The 21305-nt window shown below is 74.6% G+C and carries 14 protein-coding genes; 6 read left to right on the plus strand and 8 right to left on the minus strand.

Annotated elements, in window-relative coordinates; all coding sequences use genetic code 11:
• The first annotated feature begins 122 nt into the window (after positions 1 to 122).
• From J421_RS26080 to J421_RS34400, 3 genes are read left to right on the plus strand one after another with little or no spacing between them, the layout of a single operon-like run.
• Positions 123 to 1307, plus strand: coding sequence for a sensor histidine kinase (locus J421_RS26080; RefSeq protein ID WP_158508908.1), 1185 nt, complete (start codon positions 123 to 125; stop codon positions 1305 to 1307).
• On the plus strand, positions 1304 to 2107 hold the full coding sequence (locus J421_RS26085) for a LytR/AlgR family response regulator transcription factor (RefSeq protein WP_025414063.1): 804 nt from the start codon (positions 1304 to 1306) through the stop codon (positions 2105 to 2107). The genes J421_RS26080 and J421_RS26085 overlap by 4 nt, the downstream gene beginning before the upstream one ends.
• A complete protein-coding gene (locus J421_RS34400; RefSeq protein ID WP_104023308.1) occupies positions 2076 to 2492 on the plus strand; it encodes a nuclear transport factor 2 family protein in 417 nt (138 codons plus the stop codon). Before J421_RS26085 ends, J421_RS34400 begins: the two co-directional genes overlap by 32 nt.
• A 9-nt stretch (positions 2493 to 2501) precedes the next feature.
• Here the strand turns inward: J421_RS34400 and J421_RS26095 are convergent, their stop codons facing one another.
• A complete protein-coding gene (locus J421_RS26095; RefSeq protein ID WP_025414065.1) occupies positions 2502 to 2987 on the minus strand; it encodes a YybH family protein in 486 nt (161 codons plus the stop codon).
• Positions 2988 to 3218: 231 nt separating this feature from the next.
• Between J421_RS26095 and J421_RS26100 the strand changes: the two genes are divergently transcribed.
• From J421_RS26100 to J421_RS26110, 3 genes are all read left to right on the plus strand, one after another.
• Positions 3219 to 5006, plus strand: a complete 1788-nt coding sequence (locus J421_RS26100) for a Clp protease N-terminal domain-containing protein (protein WP_025414066.1) — start codon at positions 3219 to 3221, stop codon at positions 5004 to 5006.
• Between the two features lie 71 nt (positions 5007 to 5077).
• Entirely contained in the window at positions 5078 to 6214 is a 1137-nt protein-coding gene (locus J421_RS26105) for a PQQ-dependent sugar dehydrogenase (RefSeq protein ID WP_104023309.1), read from the plus strand.
• Complete coding sequence (locus J421_RS26110; RefSeq protein WP_104023310.1) at positions 6139 to 7710, plus strand: PKD domain-containing protein; 1572 nt, start codon at positions 6139 to 6141, stop codon at positions 7708 to 7710. Before J421_RS26105 ends, J421_RS26110 begins: the two co-directional genes overlap by 76 nt.
• A gap of 92 nt (positions 7711 to 7802) precedes the next feature.
• On the opposite strand, the gene J421_RS26115 is transcribed toward J421_RS26110, so the two are convergent.
• The 7 genes from J421_RS26115 to J421_RS26145 form a co-directional block, all read right to left on the minus strand.
• The gene (locus J421_RS26115; RefSeq protein WP_025414067.1) at positions 7803 to 10487 is read right to left on the minus strand and encodes an ABC transporter permease; all 2685 of its coding nucleotides are present in this window, start codon (positions 10485 to 10487) and stop codon (positions 7803 to 7805) included.
• A 73-nt stretch (positions 10488 to 10560) separates the two neighbouring features.
• A complete protein-coding gene (locus J421_RS26120; protein ID WP_425485847.1) occupies positions 10561 to 10902 on the minus strand; it encodes a cupin domain-containing protein in 342 nt (113 codons plus the stop codon).
• A 2-nt stretch (positions 10903 to 10904) separates the two neighbouring features.
• A complete protein-coding gene (locus tag J421_RS26125) occupies positions 10905 to 11726 on the minus strand; it encodes a hypothetical protein (protein ID WP_025414069.1) in 822 nt (273 codons plus the stop codon).
• Between the two features lie 52 nt (positions 11727 to 11778).
• Entirely contained in the window at positions 11779 to 14178 is a 2400-nt protein-coding gene (locus J421_RS26130) for an ABC transporter permease (protein ID WP_025414070.1), read from the minus strand.
• Between the two features lie 86 nt (positions 14179 to 14264).
• Entirely contained in the window at positions 14265 to 14624 is a 360-nt protein-coding gene (locus J421_RS26135) for a LytR/AlgR family response regulator transcription factor (RefSeq protein ID WP_025414071.1), read from the minus strand.
• A gap of 112 nt (positions 14625 to 14736) precedes the next feature.
• On the minus strand, positions 14737 to 17418 hold the full coding sequence (locus J421_RS26140) for an ABC transporter permease (protein WP_104023311.1): 2682 nt from the start codon (positions 17416 to 17418) through the stop codon (positions 14737 to 14739).
• Between the two features lie 74 nt (positions 17419 to 17492).
• Positions 17493 to 21299 carry a coiled-coil domain-containing protein gene (locus J421_RS26145; RefSeq protein ID WP_025414073.1) on the minus strand — a complete coding sequence of 1269 codons (3807 nt, stop codon included), beginning with the start codon at positions 21297 to 21299 and terminating at the stop codon, positions 17493 to 17495.
• Positions 21300 to 21305: the final 6 nt, after the last annotated feature.

A 21305-nucleotide genomic window follows, 5' to 3' on the forward strand; every position in this document is an offset into this window, starting at 1 on the left:
TCGACGCCGGAATCGCGCGAGACAGCGTCGATGTGTCCACCGCTCCGCGCGGCGGGACGACCGCGCCGCGCGCGGGGACGGGCGTGTTTGCCGACGTGCGCGCACGCTCGTACGTTCGTTCGATGACGACTCTCGACGTGATCTCGCTCGCCGTGCCGCCTAACGCGGTTCGCGCGACGGGCGAGCCCGATGCCGCGGCGGGCGGCTGGGACACGCCGGGCGAGTGGCTGCGGCTGTGGGGGTACGCGTTCGTCGCGTACACCGCGCTCACCATCCTCGCCACGACGTCCAGCGCGCTGAACGAGCTCCGACTCGGCGCCCCGATCGACCTGCCGCGGCTCGTCGGCCATCGCGCGCTCGAGGAGTACACGTGCGCGGTGTTCGTACCGCCGCTGTTCTGGCTCGTGCACCGCTTCCCGATCGACCGCCGGCGGTGGCGGCGCAGCGCGCCGATCCTGCTCGCGGCCAGCCTGCTGTGCGTCGTCGTGAAGTACGTCGCGGTATACCTGCCGCTCGCGCGCCTCGCCTTCCCGAGCGACCGGCCGACGCTGTCCGCGGTGCTCACGCTCTACGCCGTCGAGGTGCTGTCCGACTTCCTCGGCGTGATCGGCGTCGCGCACGCGATCGAGTACTACCGGCGCGCGCAGAGTCGCGAGCGGCTCGCGGCGGAGCTGCGCGCGCGGCTGTCGGAGGCGCAGCTCCAGTCGCTCCGGTCGCAGCTGCATCCGCACTTCCTGTTCAACGCGCTGAACGGCGTCGCCACTCTCATGCACCAGGACGTGCACGCCGCCGACCGGATGGTCACGAACCTGGCCGGCCTGCTCCGCGCCGCGCTCGACCACGCGGATGCGCACGAGATCCCGCTCGCCGAGGAGCTCGGGCTGCTCGAGCGCTACCTGGCGATCGTCTCGGCACGCTTCCACGACCGCCTGACGGTCGCCTACCGGATCGCGCCCGACGTCTATGACGCGCTCGTGCCGCAGTTCCTGCTGCAGCCGCTGGCCGAGAACGCGGTGGAGCACGGGATCGCGCGGCGCGCCGGACCGGGCACGATCACGATCGGCGCCGAGCGGGCGGGCGACGCGGTCGTGCTCACCGTCGGCGACGACGGGCCGGGCGGGCGCGGCGATCGCCCGCGCGGCGAGCGTCCGCGCGCCGGTGGCATCGGCCTCGCCAACACGCGCGCCCGCCTCCGCGAGCTGTACGGCCCCGACTGCGCGCTCGACCTCGAGACCGCGGCCGGCCGTGGTGCGTGCGTCACGATCCGCGTGCCGTATCGCCGCGCCGGTGCGCAGGAAGCGGTATGACGAACGCCCGCGTGCGCGTCGTGGTCGCCGACGACGAGCCGCTCGCGCGCGACCGCGTGCGCATGATGCTGGCCTCGCGGCCGGGCTACGAGATCGTCGCCGAGGCGGGCGACGGCCCGGCGGCCGTGCAGGCCATCGTCTCCCACGCGCCGGACGTCGTGTTCCTCGACATCAAGATGCCGGAGCTGGACGGCTTCGAGGTCATCGCGGCGCTGCGCCATCTCGCGACGCCGCCCGCGATCGTGTTCACCACGGCGTTCCGCTCGTACGCGCTGCAGGCGTTCGAGGTCGGCGCGATCGACTACCTGCTGAAACCGTTCGACGCGGATCGGTTCGCGCAGGCGCTCGCGCGCGCCGAGGCGCGGCGTCCTCGCGACGCGGGCACGTCGCTCGACCCCGCTCTGGTCGCGCTGCTCGAGTCGCTGCGCGACGCCCAGCTCGCGCGCGCCGAGCAGGCGCGCGCCGAGCACGCGTATCCCGAGCGGTTCCTCGTGCGCGGCGCGAAGCGGCTGTACTTCGTGCGCACGGGCGACATCGAGTGGGCCGACGCGCAGGGCAACTACGTGCGGCTCCACGCCCTCGGCCGCAAGCACATGGTGCGCGACACGATGGCGGCGTTCGTGGCGAAGCTGCCCGCCGACCGCTTCGTCCGCGTGCACCGCTCCATCGTCGTCAGCGTCGACCACATCCAGCACCTCGAGCCGCACGTCCGCGGCGAGTACGTCATCACCCTGCGCGACGGCACCCGCGTGACGTCGAGCCGCGCGTATGCCGAGACGCTCCGCGCGCTGCTGCGATAGCGCAGCCCCTTCATCCCTGAGAACCACGCATGACGACACGCGCGGCGATCGACGAGTACTTCGAGCGGCTCCAGCGACGCGACGGCTGGGAGGCGTGCCTGGCGGACGACGTCGTGTTCACGCGCCTGACGAGCCCCCGAAGACGGTGGCCGGCAAGGCGCCGTTCCTCCAGGTGACGAGCCGCTTCTACGCGAGCATCGCGAGCGTCGAGGTGCGCGACCTTCTCGTCGACGGCGACCGCGCGTGCGCGTTCACCCGCTACACCATCGCGCCGCCGACGGGTGCGCCCGCGTTCGAGAGCGACGTGGCCGAGCTGTTCACGGTGCGCGACGGCCGGATCGTGAGCTTCACGATCTGCTTCGACACCGCGCCGTACCCGAAGTGACCGCCGCGCCTAACGGGTCGGGGCCGCGCGCGTCGAGTCGGAGAAGCCGAAGAAGCGGTCCATGCGCCACGCGCCGTCGCCGCCCCGCACGAGGTAGGTGACGTACCGGCCGTACTCCGTCTGGCGCGCGCCGCTCGAGTCGCGGTACGACTGCTCGAACGCGCCCCACTCCGTGGCGTGGTCCGCGGCGAGGCGGCGCGACGCCACGACGAGGCGCAGGTCCATGTCGCTCAGCCCCTTCCAGTTGCCGCGCGCCATCTCGGCCATGCCGGACGGACCGCGCACGGTGGTGAACGCTGGCCACTCGAACGTCGCGCTGTCGGTCCATAGCGCGGCGTACGCCTGCGGGTCCTCCCGCCGGTAGGCCTGCACCAGGCGCGCGTTCAGCGAGTCGATGCCGGCGCTCGCGTCGCCGGTCGACGGCGCGGCGGGGCGGGCGCACGCGAGAGCCGCGGCCCAGAGCGCGGCGAGGACGACGTCGTGGAGTCGGGACATGGCCGGGGAAGGTGCGGCATGCAGCGCGCGCCGGCAACCCGCGGCGAGTGCCTAACGCGACGCCCGCTTGACGGCGCGCGCGCGCCGCGCGAGTCTTTCGGGGCGCCGTCGGAGCGCGCCCGGTCCGCGGAAAGGGATGGTCCCGTCCGACGCAGTCGCGGCACCCGCTCGATCACATCACCTCTTTTCGGGCCCAACACGCGGACACGGGCCACAACGAAAGGAGGCGTCATGTCCGTACCCCGCCCGCTCCCCGCGCGCCCCAGTCTCGAGTACGAGCGCAAGGAAGCCAAGGCGCTCCTCCGCCGGCTCCGCGCCGCCGACCCCCGCGCGCGGCTCGCCGATGCGCAGCTCGCAATCGCGCGCGAGTACGGCTTCGCGAGCTGGCCGCGGCTCGTGCGCTACTTCACCGACGCGGAGCGTGAGCGCGGCCCCGGGCACGACGTCCGACCGCGCGATCACTACGAGAGCTTCGTCCGCAGCCTGCTCGTCGAGCACGCGCAGCGTCGGCAGCTCGCCGCCCGTACCCTCGCCGCGTACGTGCCGCGCCTCTACCGGCGGCCGGCGTCGGAGGTGTTCGCGGCCACGGTGACCGAGGAGGAGGCACGGCTCGCGACCGCGCGCCGGCACGGCTTCCCGAGCTGGGACGTGCTGATCGAGCAGGCGTCGCGACCGCCTCGCCGCCGCCCCGACTGGGAGCGCGAACCGATCGAGCACGCGGGCCAGGCCATCGCCGCGGCCGACCTGCCGGCGCTGCAGCGCGTGGTCGAGGCGCACCCCGAGCTGCTGCACCCGTCGGATGCCGACGTGGCGATGGGACGCTCGCTGCTCCGATCCGCGCTCGCCCACGAGATGCGCGGCGCGCCCGTGCGCCACATCGTGGAATGGCTCGCCACGCAGGGCTTCGACGTCCGGCGCGATCTGAACGCGCAGCTCTGCGGCTCCATGTACATGCAGCCCGAGCACGTGCGCCGGCTGCTCGACCGCGGCGCCGACCCGGACGCGGTGATGCCTAACGGATCCACGGTGCTGGAGCACGCGCTCATCCTCTACTGGAACGGCGCGGCCGTGGACGTGCTCGTCGGGCGCGCGAGGCCGCGCGAGGCGCTGTGGATCGCCGCCGGCCTCGGCGACGTGCCGGCCGTGCGCCGCTTCCTCGACCCGGCGGGCAAGCCGACGGCGGCGGCGCGCCGCGTCGCGCCGCCGGTGGGGCTGAAGCGCAGTCTGCCGACGCATCCGGACCCAGGCGACGAGGAGCTCCTGCTCGAGGCGTTCTTCGTCGCGATGCTCAATGGCCGCACCGCGGTGACGGAGTACCTCGCGTCGCGCGGCCTCGACGTGAACACGCGCCTCTGGGACTCGCCAGTGCTCAACATCGCGGCGGGCAACGCATGGCCACCGGTCGTGGCGTGCCTGCTGCGCTGCGGCGCGGACCCCGATCTGAAGGGCTACCACCCGACGCAATCGGCGCGCGAGATCGCGCGCTGGCGGCTCGTCAACAACGACCGCGACCCGGGCGTGCGGGAGGTCGCCGCGCTGTTAGGCATCGACGCCGACGCGGTGCTCGCCGAGCACGACGCGCGGCGCGCGCCACCCACCATCGACCCGGCGCTGCAGGACGCGCTCGCGCTCGCGGCCGACGACGCGCGCCGACTGGGCCAGACCGACGTGCGCCCCGACAACCTGCTCTTCGGCCTCCTCCGCGCCGGCGGCATCGCGCTCGCCTTCTTCACGCGGGCGAGCCGCATGGACGTCGAGCGCTTCCACGCCGACGTGGCGGAGCGCGTGCGCCCGGCGACGGAGCGGCTCGACGGCCCCGCGCTGCCGCTGCACGCGGACGCGCAGGCGCTGGTCGATGCCGCGGTCGCCACCGCGGTCGCGCGGCGGCGCGAGCAGGTGCAGGGTCTCCATCTCCTCCATGCGCTCACGCGTGCCGAGCGGAGCACGGCCGCGGAGCTGCTCGCGCGCTACGGATCGAGCGCGGAGAAGCTGCGCGAGGAGCTGGAGAAAGGGATGTAACGACTAACGAGCGGCTGGCGGGTCTGCGGGCCGGCCTCCACCTTCCCGCAGACCCCCCATCGCGCCTCGCAATGCGTCCAATCGTCCCCAGCGTGCTCGCGCTCCTCGCCGCGGCCGCCGCGCCGCTGCGCGCCCAGCCCGAGGCGAACCGCTTCGAGCAGCAGGTCCTGCTCCAGGGCGTGTTCGACGAGCCCACGGAGATCGCGGTCGCGCGCGACGGCCGCGTGTTCATCGTCGAGCGCAAGGGCACCGTGCGGCTCTACGATCCACGGACCCAGGCGTCGCGCGTCGTGGCGCGCCTCGACGTCTTCCACGAGGACGAGAACGGGTTGATCGGCGTCGCGCTCGACCCGCGGTTCGACGCGAACCACTTCGTGTACCTCGCGCGCACCGTCGGCGACTCCACCCGCCCGCGCCACCGGCTCGCGCGCTTCACGTTCACGGGGGACGCGCTCCGCGACGAGCGAGTGCTGGTCGAGGTGCCGATCAACCCCGGCTGCTGCCACACCGCCGGGTCGATCACGTTCGACGGGCGCGGCAACCTTTTCGTCTCGTTCGGCGACAATACCAACCCGTTCGCCACGCCGCACGCGCCGATCGACGACGCGCCTGGGCGGCAGCTGTGGGACGCGCGGCGGTCGGCAGCGAACACGCAGGACCTGCGCGGCAAGATCCTCCGCATCACGCCGACCGCCGACGGGCGCTACACGATCCCCGCCGGCAACCTGTTCACCGACGCGCGCGAGGGGCGCCCCGAGATCTACACCATGGGGCACCGCAACCCGTACCGCATCAGCGTCGACAGGCACACGGGGTTCCTGTACTGGGGCGAGGTCGGCCCCGACGCGCGCGAGGACAGCTCCGCGGGGCCGAAGGGCTACGACGAGATCAACCAGGCGCGGCGCGCCGGCAACTTCGGCTGGCCGCTGTTCATCGCCGACAACAAGCCGTACCGCGACCGCGACATCGCGACCGGTGTGCAGCGCGCGCCGTTCGATCCCGCGCACCCGGTGAACGACTCGCACAACAACACCGGCGCGAAGGTGCTGCCCCCGCGCAGCCGGCGTTCATCTGGTACCCGTACGACCGGAGCGCGGAGTTCCCGCTCGTCGGCGAGGGCGGCCGCACGGCGATGGCGGGGCCGGTGTACCACGCGGCCGACTTCCCCGCCGGCGTGCGGCTCCCGGCGTACTACGACGGGAAGCTGATCATCTACGAGTGGATGCGCGGCTGGATGCGCGCCGTGACGATGAACGCGCAGGGCGACTACGTGCGCATGGAGCCGTTCCTCGGCCACCTCACGTTCGACCACCCGATGGACGTCGAGCTCGGACCGGACGGCTCGCTCTACGTCCTGGAGTACGGGACGTACTGGTTCGCGAAGAACCCGAACGCGCGATTGAGCCGCATCGTCTACCACGCCGGCAACCGTCCGCCGATCGCGCGCATCTCGGCCAGCCGCACCGTCGGCGCGGCGCCGCTCACCGTGCGTCTCTCCGCGGCTGGCTCGACGGACTACGATCCCGGCGACACGCTGCGCTACGCGTGGTCGATCGACGGGCGCGCAGTCGCGACGGGCGCCGAGGTCACGCGCACGCTCTCGGCGCCGGGCGCGCATACCGTGCGGCTCACCGTGCGCGATCCCGCCGGCGCGACGGGGACGGCCGAGCAGCGGCTGCTCGTCGGCAACACGCCTCCGCAGGTGAGCATCCGGCTCGACGGCAACCGCTCGTTCTACTGGGACTCGGCCTCGGTTCCCTACCGCGTGGAGGCGAGCGACGCGGAGGATGGATCGTTGGGCCGCGGCATCGCGCCGTCGCGCGTGCGCGTCACGCTCGACTACCAGGCCACCGGCGTGTCGCGTGCGCCCGCGGCCGGCCACCAGGCGGAGGCGCCGGGGCTCGCGCTCATCCGGCGCAGCGACTGCCTCGCCTGCCACGGCGTCGATCAGGCGTCGTTAGGCCCGAGCTTCCGAATGGTCGCGCAGCGCTACGCGGGCCGCGACAGCGCGCTCGACCGGCTCGTGAGCAAGGTGATCGCCGGCGGCAGCGGCAACTGGGGCAACCGCGTGATGGCCGCGCACCCGACGCTGTCGCGCGACGTCGCGCGGCAGATGGTGAGCTACGTGCTCTCGCTCGCGAGCCCGGGGACCGTGCTGCCCACGTCCGGCGCGCTCCGTCTCGACCGCCACCGCGGCGACGGCGCGGGCGCGTACGTCCTCACCGCGCGCTACGTCGATCAGGCGCGCGCCGGCGTCGGACCGTTGGAGGCCGTGGCCGAGGTGGTGCTCCGCTCGCCGCTGCTGCACGCCGGCGACGTGACCGACGTGAAGGGGATCGGCGTGTCGCCGGGCCGCGGTGCCGACGCGCAGGAGCGCCCCATCGCGACGGCCTACGACCCCGGCGCCTGGCTGCACCTCGGCCCCACCGACCTCACCGGCGTCGGCGGCGTGAGCGTCGGGCTCCAGACGTTAGGCCACGCCGTGACCGTCGAGCTGCGCGCCGACAGCGCGGGTGGAGCGGTGCTCGGCACCAGCTCTGTTGCGCCAGCCGCGAACGAAGCATGGACGACGGCGCGCGTGCCGCTCGACCTGTCGGGTGAGCGGGACCTCTACGTCGTGCTCCGCTCCGACGCGCCGGACCTCGGCCAGTTCAACCCGATGGCGCGCGTGGACGTCGTTCGCTTCGAGAAGAGAGCTCCGTAACGACATTGAACCGCGGAGGACGCAGAGGACGCAGAGGAAACCGGCAAGAATTGGTTCTCCTCTGCGGCCTCTGCGTCCTCTGCGGTTCAAATTCAAGAGGCCCGCAGCGCCTCCACCGGATCCGTGCTCGACGCGCGCCGCGCCGGCAGGTACCCCGCGAGCGCCGCGGTCGCGAGCAGCAGCGCGGCGGTGCCGACGAACGTGGGCACGTCGGCCGCGCCGACGCCGTAGAGGAGCGACCCGATGAGGCGCGCGCCCGCCGCGGCGACGGCGGAGCCGATGACGACGCCGGCCGCGGTGAGGGCGAGCGTGCGCGCGACGACGCGCCGGCGCACGCTCGCCGCGGATTCGCCGAGCGCCATGCGGATGCCGAGCTCGCGCACGCGCTGGCTCACCGTGTACGAGAGCACCGCGTACAGACCGAGCGCGGCGAGCAGCAGCGCCGTCGCGGCGAATGCGCCGAGGATCTGCAGCACGAACCGCCGCGGCGAGATCGCGCGGTCGACCACCGCGCCCAGCGGCTGGAAGTCGTCGGTCGGCATCGCCGGGTCGGCGGCGCGGATCGCGGCGGCCACGCCGGCGGCGAGCGACGTGGCGGGGAGCGGCGACCGCACCACCATCACGAGCGTGCCGAAGTCCGGCTTCTGCGCGAACGGGAGGTACATCTCCGATCCCGCGCCCTCCTCGAGCGTCTGATGCCGCACGTCGGCGACGACGCCGACCACGCGCCACGAATCGTGGTCGCCGAGCAGCACGCTCCGGCCTAACGCATCGCGCCCCGGGAACAACGTCTTCGCCGCCGTGCGGTTGAGGATGACGACGTGCGGCGCCGCCGCGCCGTCGGCCGCGGTGAAGTAGCGCCCGCCGACGAGCGGGATGCGCATCGCCTGCAGGTAGCGCGCGTCGACGAGGCGCGGGAACGCCTCCGGCCAGTCCTTGTCGTACGTCGCGCCCTCGGCGCGGATCGTCCAGCTGCGGTTGCGGCCGAGCGGCGGCGTGTCGGTGAGCCCCACCTCGCGCACGCCCGGCACCGCGCTCACGCGCGCGACGATGCTCTCGTAGAACGCGACGCGTGCCGAGTCGTTCGCGAACTCGCGGCTCGTGCCGAGCTGCCACGCCACCGCGCCGTCGGGCGCGAAACCGAGGTCCACGTGCATCACGCGGACGAAGCTGCGCGCGAGCAGACCGCCGCCGACGAGCAGCACGCAGGCGACCGCGACCTCCGCGACCACGAGCAGCTCGCGCGCCGCGCCGCGGCCTCTCCCCTCGCTCGAGCCGCGGGCCGCGTCGCGCAGCGTCGACGCCTCGCCGCCACGCGACACCTGCAGCGCGGGCACGATCCCGACGACGAGCCCCGTGAGCAGCGTGACCGCCACGGTGAACGCCGCCGCGCGCGCGTCGACCGCGACGCTGCCGAGCAGCGGGATGCGCACCGCGCTCGTGCCGGCCACCCACCGCGTGATCGCCACGGCGAGCAGCACGCCGAGCGCGCCGCCGGCCGTCGCGAGCACGATGCTCTCGACGAGGAGCTGTCCGAGCAGCCGCCGGCGCCCCGCGCCCAACGCGCTTCGCACCGCCATCTCGCGGTGGCGGAACTGCGCGCGGGCGAGCAGCAGGTTCGACAGGTTCGCGCACGCGACCAGCAGCACGAGCGCGGCGCCCGCGGCGAGCAGCAGCAGCGCCGGCCGGAAGTCGCCCGCGATGTGGTCCTGCAATCCCGTCACGGCAGCGGTGAGGCCCCAGCGCGCCGGGTCGGCCTGCTTCAGGCGCGTGTTGATGAGATCCAGCTCGGCCTGCGCGGTCCGCACGCTCGCGCCGGGCTTCAACCGCCCGATGATCGACAGCGTGTTCCCCCACCGGTCCGTCTCGGCCACGATCGGGAACGGGCGCAGGAAGTCCACGCGCGACGCCGGCGCGAACGTCGACGCGAAGTCGAACGAGCGCGGGAGCACGCCGACGACCGTCGTCGGCACGTTGTTCAGCGTGATCGCGCGCCCAACGATGTGCGGGTCGGCGGCGAAGCGACGCGTCCAGAAGCCGTGCGTGAGGATCACGGCGGGACGGCCGTTCCACACGCTCTCCTCCGCCACGAAGTTGCGCCCGAGTTGCGGGCGCACGCCGAGCACGTCGAGGAAGTCCTGCGCGACGCCGACGCCGACGAGCCGCTCCGGCGGGCCATTGCCGACGAGGTTGTCGCTGCCGTACTCGAAGAACGCGAAGTACGCGGTCATCGCCTCGAACGACCGCGCCTGCGCGCGCCAGTCGCGCAGGTTGAACACGCGCGACGTCGTGCCCGAGAGCCCGGGGCCGTTCACGCCGGCGATCCATACGAGCCGCTCCGGCTCGCGGAACGGGAGCGGCCGCAGGAGCAGCGGGCTCATGACGCTGAACACCGCCGTCGTCGCGGCGACGCCGAGAGCGACGATGAGCGTGGCGAACGTCGCGAAGCCCGGCTCGCCGCGCATGCGGCGCAGCGCGAAGCGGACGTCGTGGCGCGCGGTCTCGAGGCGTTCGCTGGCTCGCATGCGCTCCTCCCGGAGCTCGGCGGAGTGGTGGAGGCGGGCGCGGGCCTCGTCGAGCGTGGCGCCGCCCAGGCGCCGCAGGGCCTCGGCGCGCGCGTCGGCGGCGCTCATGCCGCGCGCGACGAGCTGCTCGACGCGCGCCTCCAGAAAGGCCTCGAGCTCCGCGTCGGCGTCCGCCCGCGCGCGCCTCCGGCCGCTCAGCGGCAGCCGGAAGAGGCGCCGCACGCCGTTAGGCAGCCGATCGGGGGACGACATGCGTGACGCCGGGGCTCTCGGGGTAGAGTCTACCCCTAGACGATACCCCCAGCGCCCGGGCTGTCAAGTGAGCTCAGCTCCGGCCGCGCGGCAGTTCGTCACCGTCCGCGGTGTACGCGGGAGGCACGTACACGTTCAGCGTCTTCAGCGGCGTGCGGCCCGTGTTGCGGATCTCGTGCGTGGTGCCCTTCTCGATGAGCACGAGCGAGCCGCCCTTGATCCGGTGCCGCCGACCGCCGAGGATCGCGACGCCGCTGCCCGAGAGGACGTACAGCCACTGGTCGGCGCCGCGGTGGCGGTTGTCCGGGCCGCCCTCGCAGTCGCCGGGCGCGATGACCATGGTCGCGGCCTGGCCGCGCGCGCTGCTCAGCGCGACCGAGAAGCCCTTGCCGAACCGGAGGTGCTTGATCGGCACGGTCACCCCGCGGTGCAGACGGGCGGTGCCTGCGTCGCCAGGTTGATCGTGCACCGCTCCGTCGAGCCACCGGTCGACATCGTGAGCGTCACCGTGCTCGTCCCGTTGAACGTCATCACGAGGTGCGTCGTCACCGCCGGCGCCGCCGTGCCGAACGACGACGTGCCGTCGATGGTGACCGTCCCCGAGGTCGGATAGCTCGGCGCGCCCGTGGTCGCCGCCGGGTAGACGACGTCCCGCATCGTCTGGGTCGTCGTCGCGTTCAGCGTCGTCACGCCGCTGCCCAACGTGAACGTGCCGTGTATCGTCGTCGTCGCGGTGCCGTTCAGCGTGTGCGTCGGGCCGAGGAGCCCGCTCAGCGTCATGTCCTGCTTGCCGGAGATCGTGAGCGGACCGGCGGCGGTCGTGCCGGTTCCAGGCGGCAGCGTGAGCGTGCCGGAGATCGTCGACACCGTGTGCATCGCCGCGGTCGTGCGGCGGTCGGCGCTCGCGTCCTGCGGCTTGCCTGCGGCGTCGAGCAGCTGGTACGACGTCGTGACCGTGAGCCCGTTCGACGTCACCGGCGCGCACACGAAGCTCTTCGACGCCGCGTCGTACGGGCAGGACGCGCCGATCGCGGCGCTCGTCGCCGGCAGCGACAGTCCCGAGGAGAGCAGCAGCGCGTTCGTCGCGCCGGGCGGCGCGAGCTCGCCGAACAGCTGCGCGACGTTCACCGGCTCCCCGGACTTCGGCGCCGTGGAACCGTCGTCGGATCCGGAGCAGGCGGCGAGCAGGGCGCCCACGACGACGAGGGCGAGCGGCGAGCGATGGAAGCGGGGCATCATGGGCGGGTCCTCGGAGTGTCCGCCCCAGTATGCGACCGCGTCCGCCCGCCGGCTACCTCGGCGACAGCGTCTCCAGCGGCTCGGCCCGCGCCGCGCTGCGCGCCGGCACCAGCATCGCCGCCGCGCCGATCGCCGCGAGACCGAGCGCGATGCCGGCGAACACCGGCGGGTCGGACGGGCTGACCTGGAACAGCAGGCTCGCGACGCCCTGCGCGAGCGCCGCGGCGAGCGCCGCGCCGACGCCGAGGCCTAACGCGAGCTGACCCGCGCCGCGCCGCAGCACGAGCCGCACGATGCTCCCCGGCGCGGCGCCGAGCGCGACGCGGATCCCGAACTCGCGCCGCCGCTGTCCCACCGAGAACGCCACCACGCCGTACACGCCGACCGCCGCGAACAGCAGCGCCGCCACGCCGCACACGCCGACGATGCCCGCACCGAGGCCGTAGAACCACGTGCCGTCCGCGACGACGCCGCGCATGTCGCGCACGTCGTAGATCGGCGCGTCGCGGTCCACGGCGAACACCGCCGCGCGCACCGCATCGGTGAGGGCGAGCGGCGAGCCGCCGCGCACGCGCGCCGCGACCGCGACGCCGGTGGGCGGTACCTGCGCGAGCGGCACGTACACGCCGGCGGGATTCCGGTCGGGCGACGCGTCGAACGCGCCCATCCACAGGTCGGGGACGACGCCGACGATCGTGCGCCACGCCGCCGTGTCGCCGCCGACGCGGATGCGCTGGCCCACCGGCTCGCCGCGCAGATAGCGGTGCGCGAACCGCGCGTTCACGACGGCCACCGGCGCGCCACGGGCCACGTCCTGCGCGACGAACGTGCGCCCGCTCACCGGCGCGACGCCTAACGCGTCGAACAGCGTCGCCGACGCCGACGCGACGCGCGCGACCGGCATCTCGTCGCGCGTGCGATACGCCGCGCCCTCCACCGCGACGCGGCCGCCCGGCGCGTGCGTGCCCGGCAGATCGCTCACGAGCCCCGCGCCGCGCACCGCGGGCAGCTGCCGCACGCGGCGCTCCAGCTCCTCGTAGAAGCGCGTGCGCGCGTCGGCCGAGGTGCCCTCGGGCGGCGCGACGCGCGCGGTGAACAGGTCGCGCGTCGGGAAGCCGACGTCGACGCGGCCCGAGTTCACGACGCTCCGCGTGAGCAGCGCCGCGGTTACGAGCAGCGCCATCGACAGCGCGAGCTCCACGACGACGAGCGACTGCATGACGCGTCCCACGCGCGTGCCGGTGGCGCCGCGCGTGTCGTCGCGCAGCACGCCGGCGGGGTCGGCGCGCGTGGCGCGGAGCGCGGGAAGCAGCCCCGCGAGCACCGCCGCCGCGCCGCCCAACATCACCGCGAACGCCGCCACGCGCGCGTCGACCCTCGGCTCCGCCCAGTACGGGAGCCGCCCGGCGAACGCGCGCGCGAGGAGCGTGACGCCGCCCCACGCCACGCCGACGCCGAGCGCGACGCCGGCCGCGGCGAGCAGCGTCGATTCCAGCAGCACGTCGCCGACGACGCGCGCGCGGCTCGCGCCGAGCGCCACGCCGACGACGATCTCGCGCGCGCGGTGCACGGCGCGCACGAGCAGCAGGCTCGCGACGTTCGTGCACGCGACCACGAGCACGAGGAGCACCATGCCGAGCATCACGTACAGCGTGGCCGTCGCCGTCTCGCCGATGAACCGCTCGGTGAACGGCTTCACCGTGACCTCGACGCCGCGGTTCGTCGCGGGGTACGCCTGCGCGACGCGCCGCGCCACGACGGCCAGCTCGGCGCGCGCGGCGTCGCGCGTCACGCCGCGGCGCAGCAGGCCGAACACGTCCATCGGCTCGCCGTCGGCCAGGCCGGCCGGAAGGACGAGCGGGATCCACAGCTCCTCGTCGGTCGGGAAGCGGAAGCTCGGCGGCATCACGCCGATGACGGTGCGCGGCGCGCCCTCCACCCACAGGGTGCGGCCGACGAGCGCCGGGTCGGCGCCGTAGCGGTCGCGCCAGACGCGATGCCCGAGCACGACGACCGTCGCGAGCGCCGCCGGCGTGTCGCTCGGGCCGAACGCGCGGCCCAGCGCCGGCGCGACGCCGAGGACGCGGAACCCGTTAGGCGTCACGTACGCCGCGCGAAATCGGTCCGCGCCGTCGGTGCCGCGCACGGTCACGGTGGCCGTGCGGAACGCGGCGAGCGACTCGAACGACCGCGCCTGAGCGGACCACTCCGCATAGTCGCGCGGCGCGGCGCCGAACCCTTCCCCGCTCGCGCCGATGCGGCGCCGCTCGAGGTGCATGAGTCGGCCGCGCTCGGGGATCGGCAGGCCGCGCAGCACCGCCGCGTCGACGAGGCTGAACACCGCCGTCGGCAGCCCGACGCCGAAGCCGAGCGCGAGGACGGCGAGCAGCGAGATGCCCGGCCGCCGGCGGAGTCCACGGGCGGCGCGGCGAAGGCTCAGCGAAAGCGACATGGGCGGGCGGGTCGGAGGGACGGTCGCGTGGACCGCTCTACGTCACCCCGCCCGCCCCGGGTTTCGGCGCGGCCCGCCGGCCGTCGTCAGCCGGTGCGCTGGAGCAGTCGCGCCGAGTACTGGCGGCCCACCCGCAGCCGGGTGCCGTCGCGCAGCACCACCATGCGGTCGCCCGAGCGCCGCGGCACCACCGCCTTCACGACGGCGAGGTTCACGATCGCCGAGCGGTGCACGCGGACGAACCCCGCCGCCGCGAGCCGCTCCTCGAGCGCGCACATCGTCTCGCGAATCATGTACTTCCCGCTCGGCGTGTAGAGCAGCGCGTAGTTGCCGCGCGCTTCGATCAGCCGGATGTCCTCCGCGGGGATCGTGATCGTCCCGGTCCGCTCGCGCACGAGGAACCCGTCGGACGGGAGGGGGGCGGTCGGCGGCTCGTCGTGGGACATGTGCTCCGCGCTCGGGACGATGGACGCTCATGAGACACGCGGAGTCTCGGGGAAGGTTGCGCCACCGGCAACGCGGTAGGGACGAGCCGTTCGTGGGCGCCGCGAGCCGCGCTCATTCCGCCCGCAGGGTGACGGCCGGATCGACCCGCGTCGCGCGCCACGCCGGCACCGCGCAGGCGAGCGCCGAGGTGGCCAGGAGCAGCAGGACGACCCCCACGTAGGTGAGCGGGTCGAGGCGGGAGACGCCGAACAGCAGCGTGACCAGCGCGTCGCTGGCGAGCATCGCGGCACCCACGCCGATGGCCGCGCCGGCGGCGGTGAGCGCCGTACCGCGCCCGAGCACGAGCCCCAGGAGGTCGGTGCGAGACGCGCCGAGCGCGGCACGCACGCCGATCTCGCGCACGCGCTCCCCCACGCTCGCCGAGAGCACGCCGTAGATGCCGATCGCCGCGAGCACCAGCGCGACGACCCCGAACGCCTCGAACAACGTGAGCGCGAACCGCCGCTGCGCCGCCGATGCCGTGATCAGCGCATCCATCGTCGCGACGCGCACGATCGGCTGATCGCGGTCCGCCGACCACACCGCGCGCTTCACCGCCGCCGCCGCCGCGGCCGGGTCGCCCCGCGTGCGGACGACGAGCGACAGCACGCGGTCGGTGAACCAGCTCTGCTCCGTGGTGATGTAGACCGCGTGCGCCTGCCCCGCGGCGAGCGAGAGCTGCTTCACGTCGCCGACGACGCCGACGATCGTGTACCACGGTCCGGCGTCGGGGCCGACGCGCAGGTGGCGCCCGATCGGATCCTGTCCCGGGAACTTCTGCCGGGCGAACGACTCGTTGATGACGAGCGCGCGCGGCGCGGCGGCGCGGTCGGACGGGGCGAGGTAGCGGCCGCGCACGAGCGGGATCCCCATCGTCTCGAAGTAGCCCGGCGTGACGGCGTAGCGGAACACGTCGCCCTCGTTGCGACCGGTGGGGCTGTCCTCGAAGTGCGCGCCGTACTGGTCGCCGTCGCCGCTCAACGGCAGCTCGCTCGTCCACGCCGCCGCGGTGACGCCGGGGACGTCGCGCACCGCGTCGAGCGCCTGCGTGAAGAAGCGGGTGACGCGCGCGTCGTCGTCGTACACGCGGCCGGCCGTCTGCACCTGCATCGTGAGCAGCCGGGCCGGCGCGAAGCCCGGCGCGACGGAGAGCAGGCGCTCCATGCTGCGGAGCAGCAGTCCCGCGCTCACGAGCAGCACGAGCGCGAGCGCCACCTCCGCGACGACGAGCGCGCCGCGGGTGACGTCGCGACGACCGGCGGTGCGGCGCGACGCCTCGCGCAGCCCGCTCTGCGCGTCGCCGCGCGAGACCTGCAGCGCCGGCACGAGACCGACGGCGAGGCCGACGAGCGTCGTGGTGCCTAACGCGAACGCGAGCGCCGCGCCGTCGAGCCCGATCGCGTCCACGCGCGGCAGGCCGGCGGGGGCGAGCGCGACGAGCACGCGCGCCCCGGCCGCCGCGACGGCGACACCGAGCACGCCCGCGACGCCCCCGAGCAGCAGGCTCTCGGTGAGGAGCTGCCGCACGAGGCGCCCGCGCCCGGCACCGATCGCCGCGCGCATCGCGAGCTCGCCGCGCCGCTGCGCGCCGCGCGCGAGCAGCAGGCTCGTGACGTTCACGCACGCGATCATGAGCACGAGCAGCACCGCGCCGAGCACGGCGAGCAGCGCGGGCCGCACGCCGCGCGTGAGGTCGTCCTGGAGCGACGCCGTCGTGAGCCCGCGCCGCAGCGCGGCCCACGGCGGACGCGTGAACTCCGGCACCGGGCTCGCCGCGATCGCGCCGAGCTCGCGCCGCGCGTCGTCGAGCGACGCGCCGTCGCGCACGCGGCCGACGAGGCGGATGTTGTGTCCCCATCCCGGCCCCTCGAGATCCATCGCCGCCGGATACTGGAACGGCGTCCACAGCTCGGCGTCGGGCGCGAGCACGTTCTCCATCGCGCGCGGCATGACGCCGACGACGGTGACCGGCTCGCCGTCGAGCGTGATCTGGCGGCCGACGATCGCCGGGTCGGCGCCGAAGCGGCGGCGCCACAGACGATCGGCAAGCAGCACGACGGCGGGCGCGTTCTCCGCCTCGTCGGCCGCGGCGAGGTCCCTGCCTAACGCGGGACGCACGCCGAGGGTGCGGAAGTAGTTCGCGGTGACGTACTGCCCGTCGAGCCGGGTGGGCTCGTCGCGGCCGGTGAGCGTGGGCTGGACGGCGCGGAGCGCGGCGAGCGCGGAGAGCGTGCGGCTGCGCGCGACGAGCTCGCGGTAGGTGCCGAACGTCGGCTCGAGGCGCGAGCCGTCGACGCCCTGGTCCCAGATGGTGAGGAGCTGTGCGGCGCGCGGGTACGGGAGCGGCGCGAAGAGGATCGGGTTGACGGCGCTGAAGATCGCGGTGCTGGCGCCGATGCCCAACGCGAGCGTGAGCGCGGCGAGGGTGGTGAAGCCGGGGGCGCGCCGGAGCTGGCGGGCGGCGAAGTGGACGTCCTGCCGGAGGCGGAGCAGGCCTTCGCGGAATCGCATGCGATCCTCCCGCCGGGTGGCGGAGTGGTGGAGTCGCTCGCGCACCTCGTCGACGGAGGCGCCGCCGAGCCGCCGCAGCGCCTCGGCCCGCGCGGCGCCCGGCTCGGCGCCGCGCGCGACGAGGGCGTCGGTGCGCGCCTCGACGAAGGCGTCGAGCTCCTCGTCGGTGTCGGCGCGGATCTGCGCGGGGGTGCGCAGCGGGAGGCGGAGGAGCCGGCGGACGCCGGCCCGGATCTCTCGCATCGGGTGCGGAGCGGGTCCAGGGGTAGTTTCTACCCCTAGACTCTACCCCTTGGACTCGGACGCCGCAAGACGGCTCACGGTTGGCGGCCGCGGGCGAGCGCCTTGAAGTACTCGTCGACGAGCGCGCGATAGCCGGGCGGCACCTCGTCGCCGCGGCCGGCGCGCGGGCCGTCGGCGGCCGCACCGGCGAGCTTGCGCCTGAGCCCGAACTCGAACGTCTTCAGCCCCTCGGCCACGGACTGCTGCGCGGCGAGGAGGTTGTCGGTGATGTCGCCGAAACCCTGGGCCTCGAGGGCACGCATGCGCTCGAGCAGGGCGTCGAGCTCGCGCGGGTCGAGCCCCTGCGCGGCGAGGTCGCGCCGCAGCGCCTCGGCCTCGGTGCGCCGCTCGCGCAGCTCGCGACCGAGCTGACGGGCGTCCTCGGGATCGAGCCGACTGCCGTACGCCGGCGGCGCGAGCGGCCCGATGCCTAACGCGCGATCGCCGCGCGGGCTGCCCTCGATGCGCCCGCCGCCGGGCTGCCCACCGCCCTGCCGCTGCCCGCCCTGCTGCTGCCCGCCCTGCTGCTGCCCGCCGTTAGGCGTCCCGCCGTTAGGCGTCCCGCCGTTAGGCGTCTCGTTGTTAGACGTCCCGTTGTTAGGCGTCCCGCCGTTCCCCATCGCCCCCTCCTCCCGCCGCTGCCGCAGCCGATCCGCCAGCGACGACATCCCCTGCGCCAGCGCGCGCGCCCGCTCCAGCGCGTCCTGCGTGCGCTGCCCCGCCGACGGCGTGCGCGCCGACGCCACCGCCTCCGCGACGCGGTCCCGCACGTCGTCGAGGTTCTGCTGGATCTGCTCCTCCACGTTGTGCACGTACTCCGCGGAGCCGCTCCGCACGACCATCTTCGACGCGCGCAGCTTGTCCACGACGCGGCTGTCGCGGATCGCCGCCGCGCCCTCGCGCAGCCGTCGCGACGCCTCGGGACGGTCGGTCGCCGTCTCGCGCCCCGCGCGCTCGAGGTCGCGCTCCAGCGCGCCGACGCCGGCGGCCAGCGAGTCCTTCTGCTGCTGCAGCTGCGCCTCGGCCTCGGTGCCGCGTCCGTTGCGCGTCACGCGCTCGGCCTCCGCGCCGGCGTCGCGCTGCGCCTCGGCGAGCGCGTCGGCGCGCCGCTGCAGCCCGCGCAGCCGCTCCTCCGACTGCGCGGCGCGTCCAGCCTCGAGCGCGCGGCGCGCGGCGTCCAGCGCGCGCTGTGCGGCGGCCGCGCTCCCCGCCGCGGCATCGCCCTGCGCGGCGGCGGCGCGTCGCATCGCGTCGGCGGCCTCCTGCAGCTGCTTCGTGCTCTGCTGCAGCTCGGGCGACGGATTGTCGCGCGTCAGCCGCTCGAGCTGGCGGGCGAGCTGCTCCACCTCCTGCGCGAGCTGCCGCTGCGCCTCGCCGCCGCCGGACATGCCGCCGTTAGGCGCGCTGCTCGTCTGCGAGCCGCCGGACTGCGAGCCGCTGCCCTGCGATCCGCCGGACTGCGACCCACCGGACTGCGACCTGCCCGACTGCGAGCCGCCGCTCTGCTGGCCGCCGCCGCTGCTCTGCGTACCGCCCGACTGCTGGCCGCCCGACTGCTGGCCGCCCGACTGCTGGCCGCCCGACTGCTGGCCGCCCGACTGTTGGCCGCTCGACTGCTGCCCGCCCTGCGAGCCACTCGGCGGGATGCGATTGCGCAGCGCCTCGGCCTCGCGGCGCAGCCGCTCCGACTCGCGCTGCTGCCGCTGCGCGAGCTCGCGGAGCCGCTCCGCCGTGCGGTCCACCTCGGCCGACGTCTGCTCGCGCTCGGCCTCGGAGCGCTGCACGGACTCGTACTGGTTGCGCAGACGGTCGGTCTGCAGGCCGAACAGGTCCGCGAGATCCTCGGGACGCTGGCCACCGCCGCCACCACCCCCGCCCCCACCCCCGCCGAAGCTCACCTGCATCTCGCGGAACGCGGCCTCGGCCCGCTGCAGCTGCTGCAGCGCGACCTGTTCCGGCGACATCGCATCCTTCGGCGCGCGACGGCCCAACGATTCCTCCGCGCCCTTCATCGCCTGCGCGGCGAGCGGCAGCGCCTCGGCGATCTGTCGCGTCGTCGAGTCGCTCGCGTTGCCGCGCTGGCGCACGCGCTGCGAGAGCTCCTCCACCTGCTGCCGCAGCCGACCCTGCGCGAGCGCGAGCGTCGCGAGGTCCTCGCGCCGCTGCTTCTGCTGCGCGGCGGTCTTCGCGAGCGCGCTGTCGCGCACGAGCTTGTAGGTCGCGGCGACGATCTCCTTCTGCTGCTCCGCGAGCTCGGTGGCCGAGCCCCCGCCGCCCCCGCCGCCACCACCGCCGCCCGACTCCGCCTGCTTGTACGCGCGGTCGAACGGCCGGATGCGCAGGAAGTAGATGTCGGTCTCCGCCGACTGCGCGCCGTCGATCGCGTCGTTGTCGAGCGCGCGCGCGTGGTACGAGATGACGTCGCCCGGCTTCAGCGGCAGCTCCTCGAGGAAGAACGTGTGCCCCGCCGTCACCTGCTCCACGCGCTTCGCGCCGTCGTGCAGCACGACGGTCTGCTCCGGGCCGCCGTTCACCGCGTACGACAGCTCCACGCGCGCCACGCCGAAGTCGTCGTCCGCCTCGATCGACGTGAAGATCTCCTCGAGCCGAGTCGCCTGGATGTCGCGGCCCGGCTTCGCGATGGAGATCGTCGGCGGCCGATCCGGGAGCACGTCGAGCACGTAGTCCAGCGAGCCGCGCTCCACCACGCCGTCGAGCTCCTCGAGCTCCACGTGGTAGAAGCCCGGCTTGTCGACGCGCAGCGCGCCGACGAGCGCGCCGGCACTGTCCATCGCGAGGCGCACGGTGTCGCCGCCCTCGACGATCAGCCGCCCGCCGCGCACGCGCTTCGTCGGCGTCGCCTTCACGCGGACGACGGTGCCGCGCACCGCCGCGACGTCGCCGCCGTCGGGGACGCGCTCCACCTCGCGCCCGGTGTAGGCGGGATAGCGGATCTCGAGCGCGAGCGTGCGCACCGTCGCGCGGTCGGTCACGGCGATCGCGTACACGGGCGACCGCACGCCGTCGGCCTCCACGCGATACTCGGCCGCGGAGTCGACGTCGAAGATGCGCGCGTGGAACGTCGCGGGATGCCCCGTCGCGGCCATCGGCACGCGCTCCCACTCGGTCGCCTTGCCGCGGCGCACGAACAGCTCGGCGACGTCGCCGATGAAGTTCTGCGGCGTGGCGGTGATCGCCACGTCGGCACCGCGGGCGATCGTCACGTTCCCGGGCTGCACCATCACGGTCATCACCGGCACCGGCTCGGACGCTGCGCTCCACGGCCAGAACACGAGCCGCGCCGCGGTGCGCACCGGCAGGGGCGACGCCACGAGCAGCACGCTCGCCAGCGCGGCGATGCCCAACAGGGTCAGGCTCTCGCGCCTGAGCGCGGGCCGCTCGACGCGCGCGCCGTACTCCACCGCCCGCGCGCGCTCCGCGGCCTGCAGCACGACCTGCCGGCCCATCGGATCGGCGGCGCGTCCCGCTTCCAGTGCGCTCACGAGCGCCGCGTCGAGCGACGGCTCGTGGCGCTCCACGTACAGCGCGACACGGTCGTCGGGAAGCTTGCGGGCGAGCGGGCGCACGAGCCATCCCGCGAGCGTGACGGCCGCGACGAGCCACACGCCGAGCCGCGCGCCGGTGATGGCGCCGTCGGCGTATTGCAGCCGCTGCATGACCCACGCGGCGACGAGCAGCGCCGCGACGGTCGCGCCGACCGCGACGGCGAGGCCGCGCAGCGCGACGCGCAGGCGCCACCGGCGGCGCGCGCGGGAGATCGTGGTCGCGAGCGTCTGCGACGCGTGCGCGGCCTGGGCGGCGAGGGCGGCGGTCGGTTCCATGGAGCG

It is taken from the genome of Gemmatirosa kalamazoonensis, assembly GCF_000522985.1.
GTDB classification, from domain to species: Bacteria; Gemmatimonadota; Gemmatimonadetes; order Gemmatimonadales; family Gemmatimonadaceae; genus Gemmatirosa; species Gemmatirosa kalamazoonensis.